Below are 14,818 nucleotides of genomic sequence, written 5' to 3'. Positions count from 1 at the left end.
GAGCAGCACCGAGTGATCCCTCTCGAACAAAAAGCGCGCACGGATGATCTTCAACATGGCTCGCACTGCCCCTCCTCGGTTGACGCCGGTTCGGACGGATGCTCGGAAAAACGACGCCCGCGGGTGACCGTCACGGCCCCGACGGGGCGCTTTCTCCGGCAAAAGTTCGACAACTTCGACAACAAGGCCAAGGGGCCTACCAGCTCTCGGCAGACCCCGTCCCGGACGGTGTGCGATTCACCCGAGCGTGGACGGCCACCCGATCCGGGGATTGCCGGGTACCCCCCGCCTGCTACTAAAGAGACATCCGAAGGTGTCGATCGGCCGACGCGGGCGAAACGGCGGGCCCGGCACGCTGTGGTCATGACGCAGAAACACACCCTCACCGATCGAACCGGGACGGCCACCGCATCCACCGCATCCCGTGACACCAGCTGGTTCCCGGGGCGGCTGATCGGCGGGATCGCGCTGCTGGCCGCCCCCCTCGCATGGTTCGCGGGACTGCTCCTGCGTCATCTCGTGCTCCACTCGGGCACCTTCTCCTCAGCACAGTTGGAGGAATTCGACACCCAACCCTTCGCCGCGATGGGACAGTTGGCGGCCTACCGAGAGAATCAGGCTCTGGTCACGGCCGGATACGCCGTCTTCGCCGCCGGGGCCATACTCCTGTGGCCCGCCGTGGCCTCCCTCGCGCGGATCGTCGCGGTCCGCTCGCCGCGCCTGGCCCGCTGCGGAGGCACGCTGTTGGTCATCGGGCTGATGGCGCGCCTCTACTACGCGGGGGTGGACCAGACGGCCTTCCAGCTCACCCGGGCCATGGGCCTGCAGGAGGCCACCAGCACCGTGCTGACCTCCTATACCGACATCGCGTACGGGCCATGGCGGATACCGGTGATCGCCGCCACGGTGCAGTACCTCGGAGCGCTGCTGCTGGCGGTCGGCGCCTTCCGGGCGGGGGTGTTCGGAGCCGGGCGCGGGCTGCTCTTCCTGTGGGCGGGCGTGATGTGGATGGGTGCCCTCAAGGAGAGCCTGCTCGTTGACGTCATCGCCGCAGGCGCCCTGTGCCTGGTGCTCGTCCCGCTCGGGGTCCGGGTGCTGCGCCACCGCGTACCGGAGCTCGGCGCACAGCCCGCTCCGCGCACTTCCCACCTCAGGACTCGCCTGATGAGTTGGTGAGCAGGTGCGCATGCGACGGGGGAGAACACGATGGGATCATGGCTCGGCGGTACGGTGAAGCGCAGGGGGGATACGTACATGGCCTGGTGGTGGCGGAGAGACAGACGGTTCGCGCGGTACGTACTGCCCGCCGTCGCCCTGTGCGCGGCTCTGCTCCCGCTCGCCGACGGGGCCGCGGCCCAGCTCCAGGAACCGCTGGGTCTGGCGTCGGTACCGCGTCCGGTGATCGCGTCGGTGATGGCCGTGGCGGCCCTGATCGCGGCCTGGGTGGCGCCCGTACGTCGGTGGCCGCTGTTCGTGGTCGCTGTCGTGGACGCCGCGCTGCGCGGATCGGGGCTGCTGGTCGCGGTGGCCTCCTACCTCGCGGCCACCGCCTTCCGCCGCCCGGCACACCTGGTGAGCTACGCCGTGGCAGCCAGTGTGCTGATGCTGCTGCCGCTGTCGGACGCCGAGTTGCTCTCCTCGCTGGCCGGGGCGCCGGTGTATGTGTGGCTCCCGCTGGCCCTCGGGCTGTGGGCCGATGCACGGCGGCAGATGATGGCGGCGCTGCGCGAGCGCGCCGAGCGGCTGGAGAGGGAGCAGACCGCCCGCGCCGAGCGGGCCCGTACGCAGGAACGCGCCCGCATCGCCCGCGATATGCACGATGTGGTCGCCCACCGGGTCTCCTTGATGGTGCTGCACGCCGGAGCGCTGGAGATCAACGCACCGGACGAGCGCACCGCCTCGCAGGCCGAGTTGATCCGCACCACGGGCAGGGAGGCACTGGGGCAGTTGCGCAGCGTCCTCGGCGTGCTGTCCGAGCCCGAGCGCGAGCGCATCCCGTCGCCGCACGGCGCGGACACCCCCGTCGAGCCGCAGCCGACGCTGACCGATCTGGAGTGGCTGCTGGAGCAGTCCAGATCCGCGGGTGTGCCGGTGGTACGCCGCGACGAGGGCGCCCCCTACCCCCTGCCGGTGATGGCGGAGCACACCGCCTACCGCGTCGTCCAGGAAGCCCTCACCAACATCCACAAGCACGCCGGAAAGGTCGCGACACAGGTGGTGGTGCACTACCTCCCCCGGTCCCTGCACATCACGGTCGAGAACGACGCCGCGCACGGCAACCGCCCGGCCCTGCCCGGCAGCGGGTCCGGCCTCATCGGCCTCAGGGAACGCGTGGAGCTGCAGGGCGGCGAGTTCGTCGCCCGGCCCGCGACCGATGGAGGCTTTCTGGTGTCGGCAAGGCTTCCGACATGATCCGGGTGCTCATCGCCGACGACGAGCCGCTGGTCCGGGCGGGTCTGCGGATGATCCTGGAGGCGGCGGAGGACATCGCGGTGGTCGCCGAGGCCGCCGACGGTGCCGAGGCGGTGGCGGCGGTGGCCCGGCACCGGCCCGACGTGGTGTTCATGGACGTACGGATGCCCGGCAAGGACGGGCTGGCCGCCCTGGCGACGATCACCACCTTCTCCGACCCGCCGAAGGTGGTGATGCTGACCACCTTCGACCTCGACGACTACGTCTACAGCGCGCTGCGAGGCAAAGCCGCGGGATTCCTGCTCAAGGACACCCCGCCGCGGGACCTGCTGACCGCGGTGCGTACGGTCGCCGGCGGCAGCGCCATGCTGGCGCCCACGGTCACCAAACGGCTCATGGACCAGTTCGCCGACCGCCGGTCCACCGACACCCTGCTGGCGCGCAAGCGGCTCGGTGTCCTCACCGGGCGGGAGACCGGCGTGGTGCGCGCCGTGGCCCGGGGGCTGACCAACGCCGAGATCGCCCGTGAGCTGGCCACCAGTGAGACCACCGTCAAGGCGCATGTGAGCCGGTCCCTGGCCAAGTTGGGGCTGAGCAACCGTGTTCAGGTGGCCCTGCTGGTGCGCGATGCGGAGCTCGGCTGACCGCGGGCCGGTTTCTTCCGTTTCGGGGTGGGGGTGGGGGGAACTCCGGCTGCTCGGGCGTCAGGGTGTGAGGGGGTCGGCATGTCCAGCGGTGCACCGCGGCTGCGGCCGGGGCGGTCCTTGGCCGGTGGGGTGCTGGCCGGGGTGGGGACCGCGGCGTTCGTCGACGAGACCGTGTTTCATCAGGTGCTGCACTGGCATCACTTCTACGACCGGTCGACCACGGACCTCGGATTGGTGTCCGACGGGATCTTCCATGCCGGCGGGTGGTTCGCGGTGGTGGCCGGGCTGTTCCTGTTCGCCGATCTGCGGAGGCGGGCGGGGCTGGTGATGCGGGTGTGGTGGGCCGGGGTGTGTCTGGGGGCGGGGGGATTTCAGCTCTATGACGGCACGTTCCAGCACAAGGTCCTGCGGATTCACCAGATCCGCTACGGGGTGGATCTGGCGCCGTACGACTGGACGTGGGACGTGATCGCCGTGGTGCTCCTGGCGGTCGGCGCGCTGCTGTTGGTCCGTACGCGGCCGTCCGCCGACCCGGCGGCCGCGCGCCGCAGCGACGGGCGGCGGAGCGGGGCGTGACGCCGGTGGGGGCCACTTCGGTGGCGGTGGGGGGGCGGTGGCGACCGCGGGCCCCCTCGCCGCCTGCTGTGGCTGTCTCGTCGCGGCCGCCCGGCTCGCGCGGCGCGGCGATCGCTGGCCGTGGTGGCGAACCGGGCTGTTCTGTGCGGGGGCGGTGACGGCGGCGCTCGCCATGGCCGCGCCCTGGCGCCAACTGCCTCCGTTCACCGGCCATATGGCCACTCACCTGGGGCTGGGCATGCTGGCGCCGCTGCTGATCGCTCTCGCCCGCCCCCTCACCCTGGCGCTGCGCGCCCTGCCCGTCGCGCCGCGCAGAGCACTGCTGGCCACGCTGCGTTCCCGGTGGGTGGCGGTGCTCGCGTTCCCGCCCGTGGCAGCCCTGCTGGACATCGGCGGCATGTGGCTGCTGTACCGCACGCCCCTGCTGGCCGCCGCGCACCATCACCCCTGGCTGTACGCCGCCGTCCACGTGCATGTCTTCGCCGCGGGCTGCCTGTTCACCTTCGCCGTGCTCGGCCTGGAACCGGTACGGCACCGCGCCGGAACCGGCCTGCGGGCAGCCACCCTGCTGGCCGCGGCCGGTGCGCACGCCGTACTGGCCAAGTCGCTGTACGCCGTAGGGCCGCCAGGCCTCCCGATCGCCCCCGATGATCTTCATCTGGCCTCTCAACTGACATACTACGGGGCCGATATCGTCGAGTTATCCCTGGTCACAGCCCTTTCCTACCGGTGGTACCAGTTCTCGGGCCGGGAAGAAGCTCGCCGTCTGAGGCAAAGTTCCTCTAAAGTTCGGACCAGCGGTGACCGGCGTCCGGGCAACAGCAGTCAGGCGCCGACTCATTGACACCGGATCGCTCCAACCGCACACTCATGCCACCCACCGGTGGATGGACGTTCACCAGACGAACGTGCCACTCGCGATTCCAGGGACTGACACATGATTTCCTCCGGTGCACCGCCCTACAAGCCCAGCCGTCCACCCACTGTCCGTACGGTGCTTCCCGTCCTCCTGCTGTGCTGGATGGCCGTCTTCTTCGACGGCATGGACGCCAACATCTACGGCGCGGTCATGCCGTACATGCTCGACGACACGGAATTCGGGCTGACCACCGAAAGCGCGGGGACGATCGGCAGCTGGACCACGTTCGGCATGCTGATCGGCGCGCTCATCACCGGCACCCTCACCGACCGGCTCGGCCGCCGCCCCATCCTCGTCGCGAGCGTGACGCTGTTCTCGCTGGGGTCGGCGGTGTGCGCGCTGGGCACCACCCCGGGGTTGTTCGGGGTCGGCCGGTTCGTCGCCGGTCTCGGCCTCGGCGGGCTGATGCCGGTCTGTCTGACGATGGTGATGGAGTTCGCCCCGCCCCGCAGGGCGGCGCTGGTCACCGGCATGCTGATGACCTCCTACCACGCGGGCGGCATGGTGGCCACGGCGCTCGGCCTGGGCCTGGCGCCGAGCGCGGGCTGGCGCATGGTGTTCTGGACCGGTGTGCTGCCCGCCGTGATCGCCGTACCCCTGCTGCTCAAACTGCTGCCGGAGTCCCCGCGCGTCCTGCTGGTGCGCGGCGACCGGGCGGCGGCACAAGCGGTGGCCGAGCGCTATGCCCTGTCCCTGCCGGGCGAGGAGGACGGGCAGCAGACCGCGCCCAAGAGCGTGGCGACCGCGCTGCGCGGACTGTTCCGGCCCCAACTGCGGTGGGCGACGCCGCTGCTGTGGCTGGCGTCCTTCTGCGGCCTGCTGCTGGTGTACGGCGTGAGCACCTGGCTCCCGCAGCTCATGCGGGCCTCCGGCTACGGCCTGACGTCCTCGGTGAGCTTCCTCCTGGTGGTCAACGCCGGTGCCATCGTGGGCATGTTCATCGCGGGCCGCACCGCCGACCGCTTCGGCGCGGTACGGGTCGCGGCGATCTGGTTCGTGCTGACCGCGGTGGGCGCGCTGCTGCTCAAGTCGCATCTGCCGCTGGGCGTCACCTACGTCGTGGTGTTCCTGACCGGTGTCGTCCTCTTCAGTGCCCAGGTGATGGTGTACGCCGCCACCAAGACCGTCTACCGTGACAACGAACGGGCCGTGGGCCTGGGCTGGGTGACGGGCCTGGGCCGTACGGGAGCGGTTGTCGGCCCCTGGCTGGCCGGCGTCCTGGCGGCGGGCGGCCACCAGGGCTGGGGGTTCACGGCGTTCGCCTTGGCAGGTCTTCTCGGAGCCACCGCCATCACCCTCGTCCCCCTGGCCGTACGCCTGTGCAGCCGCCGCCCGACCGCGTCCACCACCGTGACGGACCCGTCGACGCCCGCCCCCTCGGACGCGTGAGCACCCCCACAAGGGGCGCGGGGATCTGCGCGACCAGCCCTCACCGGGCTGCGGTTCCTTGACGACAACGCTCAGTACCAAGAAGAGAAGAGACCTTTGAGCCCCGCCGCCCGCAAGGACGACGGGGCTCAGTGGTCTGCGGCCGGAAAACTCAGATCGGCAGCCCCACGTAGTTCTCCGACAGCTCGGCCGCCGCGGGCCCCGACTCCGCGATCCGGTCCAGCTGGGCGAGTTGCAGCCGGGTGTGGAACGGCTGCTGCTGCGGCGCGGTGTGCAGGGTGGTCGTCATGAAGTGCGAGAAGTGCTCGGCCCGCCACACGCGCCGCAGACAGGTCTCCGAGTAGGAGTCCAGCAGTTCACTGGACCCGGTGTCGCGCAGGTGGGACAGCGCGCGGGCCAGGACCACCACGTCGGACGCCGCCAGGTTGAGCCCCTTGGCTCCGGTGGGCGGGACGATGTGCGCCGCGTCCCCGGCCAGGAACACCCGGCCGTGCCGCATCGGCTCGGTGACGTAACTGCGCATCGGCACCACCGACTTGGCGATGACCGGGCCGCGGTCCAGCCGCCAGCCGGGGTCCTTCTGGGTGGCGAAGCGGGCGTCCAGCTCGTCCCAGATCCGCTCGTCCGGCCAGTCGGCGATGTCGGTGCCGTTGGGCACCTGGAGGTAGAGGCGGCTGACCGACGGCGGGCGCATGCTGGCCAGGGCGAAGCCGCGCTCGGAGTGCGCGTAGATCAACTCGTCGTACACGGGCGGGACCTCGGCGAGGATGCCCAGCCAGGAGTAGGGATAGGTCCGCTCGTACGTCGTACGGACCCACTCGGGCACCGAGGCGCGGGTCACCCCGTGGAAGCCGTCGCAGCCGATCACGTAGTCGCAGGTCAGGGTCGCCTTGCGGCCCTCGTGGACGTAGTGGACGACGGGCGCTCCGGTGTCGGCGCCCTCGATCGCCAGGACGTCGGCGCCGAACAGCAGCGGTCCGCCCTCGGCGAGCTGGAGGGCGATGAGGTCCTTGACGACCTCGGTCTGGGCGTAGACCATCACCGACCTTCCGCCGGTGAGGGAGGGGAGGTCCACGCGGTGGGCGCGGCCGTCGAAGCGCAGCTCGATGCCGTGGTGGACCACACCCTCGCGGTCCATCCGGGCACCGGCGCCGGCCTCGCGCAGGGCGTCCACGGTGCTCTGTTCCAGGACCCCGGCGCGCTGGCGCCGCTCGACGTAGGTGCGGTCGTGGCGCTCCAGGACCACGCTGTCGATACCGGCGTTGTGCAGCAGCCGGGCCAGCAGCAGGCCCGCGGGGCCGCCGCCGATGATGCTGACGGTGGTATGCATCAGTTTTTCCCCTCGTTCGGGCTGTGCTGTGTGAAGCGGTGTGCGCATCGCGGTGTCATGCGGTGTTCCCTCCGCCCCGGTCCTCTTCGCTCAGTACCCGCTCTGCGACGGCGAAGGCCGCGTTGACGGCGGGCAGCCCGCAGTACAGGGCGCAGTGCAGCAGTACCGCGCCGATCTCCTCGGCGCTCAGTCCGTTGCGCAGGGCGGCGCGTACGTGCAGGGCGAGTTCGTCGTGGTGCTGTCCTGCCACGAGCGTGGCCAGGGTGACGCTGCTGCGGGTGCGCCGGTCCAGGGTGCCGTCGGCCCAGATCTCGCCCCAGGCGTAGCGGGTGATGAAGTCCTGGAAAGGGGCGGTGAATTCGGAGGTGCGCGCCGCCGCGCGGTCGACGTGTGCGTCGCCCAGTACGGCGCGGCGCACCGCCGTCCCCAGGGCGTGGCGCGCACCCGTCTGCCCCTCGTGCGGAAGCGGTTCGTCCGTCAGGTGGGTCCACAGGGCGGCGAGTACGGCCCGGGGCTGTTCGACGCTCGCCAGGTGGGCAGCGCGGGCGATCTCGGTCAGGCTCGCGCCCGGGATGCCGTCGGCGAGTTCGCGGGCGCGTTCGGGCGGAGTGGCCGGGTCCTCGCGGCCGCCGACGACGAGGGTGGGCGCGGTGATCGCGGGCAGGTCGGCGCGCAGGTCGCAGGAGGCGAGTACGGCGCAGCAGGCGGCGTACCCCTCGGGGTCGGCGGCCCGGTGGTCGGCGAGAAGGGCGGCCACGGCCGGTTCGCCTCCGGCGGCGAAGTCCGGGGTGAACCAGCGGGTGGGCGCGGTGCGGGCGACCGGTTCCGGGCCCTGTGCGCGGACGAGTTCGGCGCGCTCCCGCCAGGGCTCGGGCGGGCCGAAGCGGGCGGCGGAGCAGACAAGGGCCAGCGAGGTGACCCGCTGGGGGTGGTGGGCGGCGAGCCAGGTGCCGACCGCGCCGCCCAACGAGATGCCCGCGTACGCGAACCGGTCGATGCCGAGCGCGTCGGCGAGGTCGAGCACCAGGCGGCCGAGGTCGGCCACGGTGGCGTCCGCGGGCAGCAGTGCGGCGGGCGAGCCGCCGTGTCCCGGCAGGTCCCAGCGCACCACGCGGAACGTGCGGGCCAGTGCGGGCACCTGGGGATCCCATACGGACAGGGAGGTGCCGAGCGAGGGTCCGAGCAGCAGTGCCGGGGCCTTGGCAGCGGTGTCGCCGGGCGGGGCGGATGCGCCGGCGGGGCCGTCGACGCGGTGGTGCAGCAGGGTCTGGCGGGGGTTCATCGGGGTTCCTGGGGAGGGTGGGAGCGGCGGGCCAGTGCGCGGTCGGTCAGAGCGGGGGCGGAGCCGAGGTGGCCTGCCGGGTCGAGGAGTTCGCGCAGCCGTCCCGCCGGAAGCGCTCCGGCCAGTTCGGGGGCCTCGCCCAGCGCCTCGTCCAGCGCGATGCCCTCCGCGGTGGCCCGGTGGGAGGCCCTGGTCAGCAGGTCCTTGGCCGCGGCGCGGCCGAGCAGCCCGGTGAGCTCGGCGGCCAGCCGCTCGGAGGCGAGCAGGCCGCCGGTGAGAGTGAGCTGGGCGCGCATCCGCTGCGGCCGTACGAGTAGGCCCTCGGCGAGTTCGGCGGCGTCGCGGGCCGCTCCGCCCGTCAGACGCAGCGCCGCGCGCAGCGGCTGCCACTCCGCGTGCCAGGCGCCCGCGGGACGCTCGTCCTCGGCGGCCAGCGACCCGTACAGGACCGCGGCCAGCGCGGGGACCTGCCGCGCGGCGGACGCGATCAGGGTGGCGCGTACGGGGTTGCTCTTGTGCGGCATCGCGGAGGAGGAGCCGCCGCTTGCCTCGGCGACCTCGCCGATCTCGGTGCGCGACAGGACCAGGACGTCGGCGGCCAGCTTGCCCAGGGCTCCCGCGCAGGTCGCCAGCGCGCCGCCGAGGTCGGCGACGGGGGTGCGCAGCGTGTGCCAGGGCAGTTCCGGTTCGGTCAGGCCCAGTTGGGCGGCGTACGCGGCGAGCAGGCGCAGCCCGATGTCGCGTGTGCCGTCCGGTTCCGGGGCCGTGGCCCGGTCGGCTCCCACGTGGAAGGCCGCGAGGGTGCCCGCGGCGCCGCCGAGCTGGGCGGGCAGCGCGTCGCGGACGCGGGTGATGCGGTCCCGGGCGTCCAGGACCAGGGCGCGCCAGCCGGCCGCCTTGAGGCCGAAGGTGGTGGGCACCGCGTGCTGGGTGAGGGTGCGGCCCGCCATCGGGGTGTCGCGGTGTGCGGCGGCGAGCGAGCCGAGCGCGTCGGCGGTGCGCGCCAGGTCCGCGGCGAGCGGGCCCAGGGTGCGGGTGGCGAGGAGCATGAGCGCGGTGTCCAGGATGTCCTGGCTGGTGGCGCCCTGGTGCACGAACTCCGCTGCCCGGGCGTCGCGTTCGGCGACACACCGGGTCAGGTCGGCGACCAGCGGGATCACCGGGTTGCCGCCCGCCCGGGCCCGCAGCGCCAGGGCGCGCGGGTCGAAGTGCTCGGCGCGCGCGGCAGCGGTGATCGCCCGGGCGGCGGCGCCGGGGATCAGGCCCAGCTGCGCCTGGGCGCGGGCCAGCGCGGCCTCCGCGTCGAGCAGGGCCTGGAGGAACGCCCCCTCGCCGGTGGCGCTTTCGGCCGCACAGGCGACGCGTACGGGGGCGAACAGCCCGGCGTCGGATACGCCGTCGAGCGGAGCAAAACCGTCTGCGGGTTCCGTCCCGTGGCCGGGTCCGCGGGCTGGCTCAGCGGAAGTCAAGGAAGACCGTCTCTTTCTCCCCCTGGAGTCGAATGTCGAAGCGGAAGGTGCGGGCGGCCGGTTCGCGGCGGGCCATCAGGGTGCAGCGGCGCTCCGGCGGCACGGCCGAGAGCACCGGGTCGGCGGCCTCGTCGCCGAAGTAGGCGCGGGTGAACAGGTGGTGGGAGAGGCCGCGGGCGAAGAGGCAGACCGAGACGTACGGCGCCGCGGCGGGCGGCGGCAGCGTGCGCAGCGCGTAGTGCCCGTCGGGGTCGGTGGCGATCCGGGCGAACCCGGTGAAGTCGACGCCGTTGCGGCCCAGATGGCCGCCGGTGACCGGGTCCCGGCGCAGCGATCCGGGCCGTCCGGTGAGCGAGCCGTCGGGGGCCGCCTGCCAGAACTCCAGCAGCGCGTCGGGAACGGGCTCGCCCGCTCCGTCCAGCAGGTGTCCGTGCAGGGTGATGGTGTCCCGGTGGCCGGCCGGGGCCAGTTCGCCGCCGTCGGGGAAGGGCAGCGCGTATCCGTAGAAGGGGCCGACGGTCTGCGAGGGGGTGGGGTCGAGCATCAGCGGGCCTCCGCGCTCTCGGTCCAGGTGGCGCTCGCGCCGTCCAGGACGATGTCCCAGTGGTAGCCCAGCGACCACTCGGGGACGGAGAGTTCGTGGTCGTAGGCGCAGACCAGGCGGTCGCGGGCGGCCGCGTCGGTGACGGACTGCAGGATGGGGTCGTAGGGGAAGAGCGGGTCGCCGGGGAAGTACATCTGGGTGATGAGGCGCTGGGTGAAGGCGGTGCCGAAGAGCGAGAAGTGGATGTGCGCGGGGCGCCAGGCGTTGTCGTGGTTGCGCCATGGATAGGCGCCGGGCTTGACGGTGGTGAAGCGGTAGCGCCCCTGATCGTCCGTCAGACAGCGGCCGACACCGGTGAAGTTGGGGTCCAGGGGCGCCGGGTGCTGGTCGCGCTGGTGCGCGTACCGCCCCGAGGCGTTGGCCTGCCAGATCTCCACGAGCTGGCCGCGCACCGGCCGTCCCGCGCGGTCCAGCAGCCGTCCGCCGACGGTGATGCGCTCGCCCAGCGGCGCTGCGGTGTGCTGCCGGGTCAGGTCGGCGTCCAGTTCGGTGACGTCGGTGACGCCGAAGACGGGGCCGCGCAGTTCGGCGGCGTCCGGGTCGGCGACGGCGATCGGGCCCTGGCGCGGGTGGCGCAGGACGCTGCTGCGGTACGGGGCGAAGCCGCGGTCGGGGTGGTGGGCGGGCGGCGCGCCGTCGGCGACCGCTTTGGCGGCGGCCTCGTGCGCGGCGGCGATCTCCGCGTCGATCTGCCGCTGGGTGGGACGGGCGGCCCGCTGCCGCGGCACGGCGACGTCAGGGGTCGCGCCGGGCTGGGGTGAGGGCTGCGGGTTCGGCGGTTTCATGGGGATTTCACCTCTTTGGTACGAGCGGGTCAGCGGGCGGCGGCAGCGGCGTCGGCACCCCGTCCGGGCCCTTCCGCGGCACCCGCGGCCAGGTGCACCGGCGCGGCCGTCCTGTCCCGTACGTCCTGGGCGCTGACGCCGGGCGCGGTCTCCACGAGCACCAGCCCGTCCGCCGTCACGTCGAGCACGCCGAGGTCGGTGATCACCCGGTGGACGCAGGCCGCGCCCGTCAGCGGCAGGGTGCACTCCTGGACGAGCTTGGGTGTGCCGTCCTTGGCCACGTGCTCCATCAGCACGATGACCCGGCGGGCGCCGTGCACGAGGTCCATGGCTCCGCCCATGCCCTTGACCATCGTGCCGGGCACCGACCAGTTGGCGAGATCTCCTGCGGCGGAGACCTGGAGCGCGCCCAGGACGGCGGTGTCGATGTGGCCGCCGCGGATCATCCCGAAGGAGAGCGCGGAGTCGAAGAAGGAGGCGCCGGGCAGGACCGTGACGGTCTCCTTGCCCGCGTTGATCAGGTCGGGGTCCACCTGGTCGGCGGTGGGATAGGGGCCGACGCCGAGGATGCCGTTCTCCGACTGGAGGATGACGTCCACCCCGTCGGGGATGAAGTTGGGCACGAGCGTGGGCAGTCCGATGCCGAGGTTGACATAGCTGCCGTCGGGCAGTTCGGCGGCGGCCCTGGCCGCCATGTTCTCCCGCGTCCAGGCCATCAGGCTCCCGCCGCCTCTCGCATGGCGGGCGCGCGCAGCGTGCGCCGCTCGATGTCCTTGGCGGCGGCCTGCTCCGGGGTGAGCGCCACCACCCGCTGCACGAAGACGCCGGGTACGTGCACCGCGTCCGGGTCCAGTACGCCGGGCTCCACCAGTTCCTCCACCTCGGCGATCGTCACACGTCCGGCCATCGCGGCCAGGGGGTTGAAGTTGCGGGCGGCGCGGTGCAGTACGAGGTTGCCGTGCCGGTCGCCTCTGGCGGCCCGTACGAGCGCGAAGTCGGTGGTGATGGCGTGTTCGAGCACATAGCCGCGGCCGTCGAACTCGCGGACCTCCTTGGCGGGTGAGGCCAGCGCGACGCTGCCGTCGGGGGCGTAGCGCCGGGGGATGCCGCCCGCCGCGACCTGGGTGCCGACGCCCGCCGGGGTGAAGAAGGCGGGGATGCCGCAGCCGCCGGCCCGTAACCGCTCGGCGAGGGTGCCCTGCGGTACCAGCTCGACTTCCAGCTCGCCGTTGAGATACTGGCGGGCGAACTCCTTGTTCGCGCCGACGTAGGAGCCGGTGACGTGTGCGATCCGGCCCGCTGCCAGCAGTGTTCCCAAGCCCCCGCCGTCCACACCGCAGTTGTTGGAGACTATCCTCAAAGAACCCACGCCCCGCTCGTACAGCGCCTGGATGAGAGCGTTCGGCACTCCGCTGAGGCCGAAGCCCCCGACGGCGAGTGACGCTCCGTCACTTATGTCGCCGACCGCCTCGGCGGCCGTCCGCCTGACCTTGTCCATGGAGGAGTTCCTTGTCGCTGCGGGCGAGGAGGGCCGCGAACCCTTAACCCACCGTCCGTTCGCCTGATGAACTACAGTTCATAATCGACTCATCCCGAGTCTGCGCTGGCCCAACAGGCCTGTCAACGTGCCCGCCGCATCTCTGTCACCTCGCCAGAACGCCTCACCTCGCCAAGGCCTGGGCGCCGCCCGGTGCTCTTCACTACGGTGGCCCCCAAGATCCGCCACGGAGAGAACCGATGCCACCCATACCCCTCACCATCCCGCCCGCGCCGACCGAGGCCGTCGGCCCACTGCTGCGCGGCATCGCCGTACTGCGCGAACTGACCGACGCGGGCGGATACTTGAGCCTCGGCGAACTCGTCCGCGCCACCGGACTGGCCCGCTCCACCGTCGACCGGGTGACCGCGACCCTGGCGAGCATGGGATACCTGCGGCTGGACGGCCGCGCCGCGGCGCTGGCCCCCCGCCTGATGGAGCTGGGCAACGCCTACCTCGCCGCGGTACGCCTGCCCGGCCTGCTCGGCCCCCACGCCGACCGGCTCGCCGACGAGCTGGACGAGTCCGTCTCCCTGGCCGTCCCCGACAGCGACGGCATCCGCTTCGTCCACCAGGCCACCCGGCGCCGCGCGATGTCCCTCACCTTCCGCATCGGCGATCTACTACCCGCCGAACGCACCGCGCCGGGGCCGCTGTTCGCCGCGCAGTGGAGCCGGCAAGCGTGGGACCTGTGGCGCGAACGCCGCCCGCTGGACCCGGCCGGGCGCGGCTTTCCCGCCTTACCGCCCCCCGGCGAATCCGGCCGGAACACCCCGTTGGAGGCGTCCTTCAGGAGCCGCGCGCAGACGGCCCGCGAGCAAGGCTGGGCCCTGGACGACCAGTTGATCGAGCCGGGCCTGGTCGCGGTGGCCGTTCCCGTACGCGACGGGGCCGGGCGCACGGTCTGCGCGGCCAGCGTGGTCAGCCACACCAGCCGGCACAGCGCCGCTTCCCTGCGCGCGGCGATGCTGCCGCGGCTGAAGGAGACCGTCGCGGCCATGGAGCGGGATCTGCGGTGCGCACCGGTCAAGGAGGCGGCCGGGGCGTACGGGCTCGCCGACTGGACCACGGTCTCCAAGCAGGAACTGGGCGCGGAGTTCGTGGAGTCCCTGGCCCGCGGCCTGACCGTACTGACCGCGTTCGGCACCTGCCGGGCCGAACTGTCCCTGTCCGCCGTCTCCGAGGCCACCGGGCTGGCCAGGGCCACCGCCCGGCGCGCCCTGATCACTCTGGAACACCTCGGTTACGTCACCGCCAGCGGCAAGAACTTCCGCCTCACCCCCAAGGTCCTGGACCTCGGCTTCGCCCCGCTCTCGCGCACCACCCTCCCCCGCATCGCCGAGCCGCACCTGTCCGCCCTGGTGGCGCGGGTGCACGACTCCGCCTCGCTGGCGGTGCTGGCCGGGGACGAGATCCAGTACACCGCGCGGGTCAGCACCAGCCGCATCATGAGCGTCAACATCACCGTCGGCACCCGCTTCCCCGCCTACGCCACCTCCATGGGGCGGGTGCTGCTGGCGGGGCTGCCGCCCGCCGAGCGCGCCGCGCGGCTGGCCACCCTCGTACCGCGCACGCAGCCGCGCGCGCTCACCCCGCCCGCCGACCTCCCCGCGATCCTGGACCGGGTCCGGCACGAGGGCCACGCCCTGGTCGACGAGGAGCTGGAGGCGGGGCTGCGGTCGATCGGCGTACCGGTGCGCGACCGCGCGGGGCGGGTCGTGGCCGCCGTCAATGTCGCGATGCACAGCAGCCGCCGGAGCCTGGAGCAGTGCCTGACCGAGGTGCTGCCCGCGCTGCGCGGCGCGGCCACCCGCATCGAGGGCGATCTGCACATCGCCGGGCGCTACGCCCGCATTCCGGTGCTGTGA

14 protein-coding genes are annotated in these 14,818 nt (G+C 72.7%); 7 read left to right on the top strand and 7 right to left on the bottom strand.

The features are described from left to right. Nucleotides 1–363: 363 nt before the first annotated feature. From AC4IJH_RS18260 to AC4IJH_RS18235, 6 genes are all read left to right on the top strand, one after another. Nucleotides 364–1,176 carry a hypothetical protein gene (locus AC4IJH_RS18260; RefSeq protein WP_490852802.1) on the top strand — a complete coding sequence of 271 codons (813 nt, stop codon included), beginning with the start codon at nucleotides 364–366 and terminating at the stop codon, nucleotides 1,174–1,176. A gap of 30 nt (nucleotides 1,177–1,206) precedes the next feature. Continuing rightward, complete coding sequence (locus AC4IJH_RS18255; protein WP_490852801.1) at nucleotides 1,207–2,412, top strand: sensor histidine kinase; 1,206 nt, start codon at nucleotides 1,207–1,209, stop codon at nucleotides 2,410–2,412. After that, nucleotides 2,409–3,056, top strand: a complete 648-nt coding sequence (locus AC4IJH_RS18250; RefSeq protein WP_490852800.1) for a response regulator — start codon at nucleotides 2,409–2,411, stop codon at nucleotides 3,054–3,056. Before AC4IJH_RS18255 ends, AC4IJH_RS18250 begins: the two co-directional genes overlap by 4 nt. Before the next feature lie 81 nt (nucleotides 3,057–3,137). Then, nucleotides 3,138–3,635, top strand: coding sequence for a DUF2243 domain-containing protein (locus tag AC4IJH_RS18245; protein ID WP_490852799.1), 498 nt, complete (start codon nucleotides 3,138–3,140; stop codon nucleotides 3,633–3,635). Nucleotides 3,636–3,672: 37 nt separating this feature from the next. Continuing rightward, entirely contained in the window at nucleotides 3,673–4,479 is an 807-nt protein-coding gene (locus AC4IJH_RS18240; RefSeq protein ID WP_490852798.1) for a cytochrome c oxidase assembly protein, read from the top strand. Between the two features lie 93 nt (nucleotides 4,480–4,572). Further along, on the top strand, nucleotides 4,573–5,943 hold the full coding sequence (locus AC4IJH_RS18235) for an MFS transporter (protein WP_490852797.1): 1,371 nt from the start codon (nucleotides 4,573–4,575) through the stop codon (nucleotides 5,941–5,943). Between the two features lie 151 nt (nucleotides 5,944–6,094). Here AC4IJH_RS18235 and AC4IJH_RS18230 read toward each other — a convergent pair whose 3' ends face one another. From AC4IJH_RS18230 to AC4IJH_RS18200, 7 genes are all read right to left on the bottom strand, one after another. Then, nucleotides 6,095–7,273 carry a 4-hydroxybenzoate 3-monooxygenase gene (locus AC4IJH_RS18230; protein ID WP_490852796.1) on the bottom strand — a complete coding sequence of 393 codons (1,179 nt, stop codon included), beginning with the start codon at nucleotides 7,271–7,273 and terminating at the stop codon, nucleotides 6,095–6,097. A gap of 55 nt (nucleotides 7,274–7,328) precedes the next feature. Continuing rightward, the gene (gene pcaDC, locus AC4IJH_RS18225; protein ID WP_490852795.1) at nucleotides 7,329–8,555 is read right to left on the bottom strand and encodes a bifunctional 3-oxoadipate enol-lactonase/4-carboxymuconolactone decarboxylase PcaDC; all 1,227 of its coding nucleotides are present in this window, start codon (nucleotides 8,553–8,555) and stop codon (nucleotides 7,329–7,331) included. Continuing rightward, a complete protein-coding gene (gene pcaB, locus AC4IJH_RS18220) occupies nucleotides 8,552–9,934 on the bottom strand; it encodes a 3-carboxy-cis,cis-muconate cycloisomerase (protein WP_490852843.1) in 1,383 nt (460 codons plus the stop codon). Before pcaB ends, pcaDC begins: the two co-directional genes overlap by 4 nt. 76 nt (nucleotides 9,935–10,010) lie before the next feature. Beyond that, the gene (pcaG, locus tag AC4IJH_RS18215; protein ID WP_490852794.1) at nucleotides 10,011–10,568 is read right to left on the bottom strand and encodes a protocatechuate 3,4-dioxygenase subunit alpha; all 558 of its coding nucleotides are present in this window, start codon (nucleotides 10,566–10,568) and stop codon (nucleotides 10,011–10,013) included. After that, complete coding sequence (gene pcaH / locus AC4IJH_RS18210) at nucleotides 10,568–11,413, bottom strand: protocatechuate 3,4-dioxygenase subunit beta (RefSeq protein ID WP_490852793.1); 846 nt, start codon at nucleotides 11,411–11,413, stop codon at nucleotides 10,568–10,570. Before pcaH ends, pcaG begins: the two co-directional genes overlap by 1 nt. 29 nt (nucleotides 11,414–11,442) lie before the next feature. Continuing rightward, nucleotides 11,443–12,129: a CoA transferase subunit B gene (locus tag AC4IJH_RS18205; protein WP_490852792.1), complete on the bottom strand. Its 687-nt coding sequence runs from the start codon at nucleotides 12,127–12,129 to the stop codon at nucleotides 11,443–11,445. After that, on the bottom strand, nucleotides 12,129–12,911 hold the full coding sequence (locus AC4IJH_RS18200; RefSeq protein ID WP_490852791.1) for a CoA transferase subunit A: 783 nt from the start codon (nucleotides 12,909–12,911) through the stop codon (nucleotides 12,129–12,131). Before AC4IJH_RS18200 ends, AC4IJH_RS18205 begins: the two co-directional genes overlap by 1 nt. A 239-nt stretch (nucleotides 12,912–13,150) precedes the next feature. Here AC4IJH_RS18200 and AC4IJH_RS18195 point away from each other — a divergent pair, with 239 nt between their 5' ends. After that, complete coding sequence (locus AC4IJH_RS18195; RefSeq protein ID WP_490852790.1) at nucleotides 13,151–14,818, top strand: IclR family transcriptional regulator domain-containing protein; 1,668 nt, start codon at nucleotides 13,151–13,153, stop codon at nucleotides 14,816–14,818.

The organism is Streptomyces sp. UF-297, assembly GCF_058245575.1.
The sequence above is the reverse complement of the archived record's forward strand: the minus strand, read 5'-3'. Positions and strand labels throughout refer to the sequence as shown.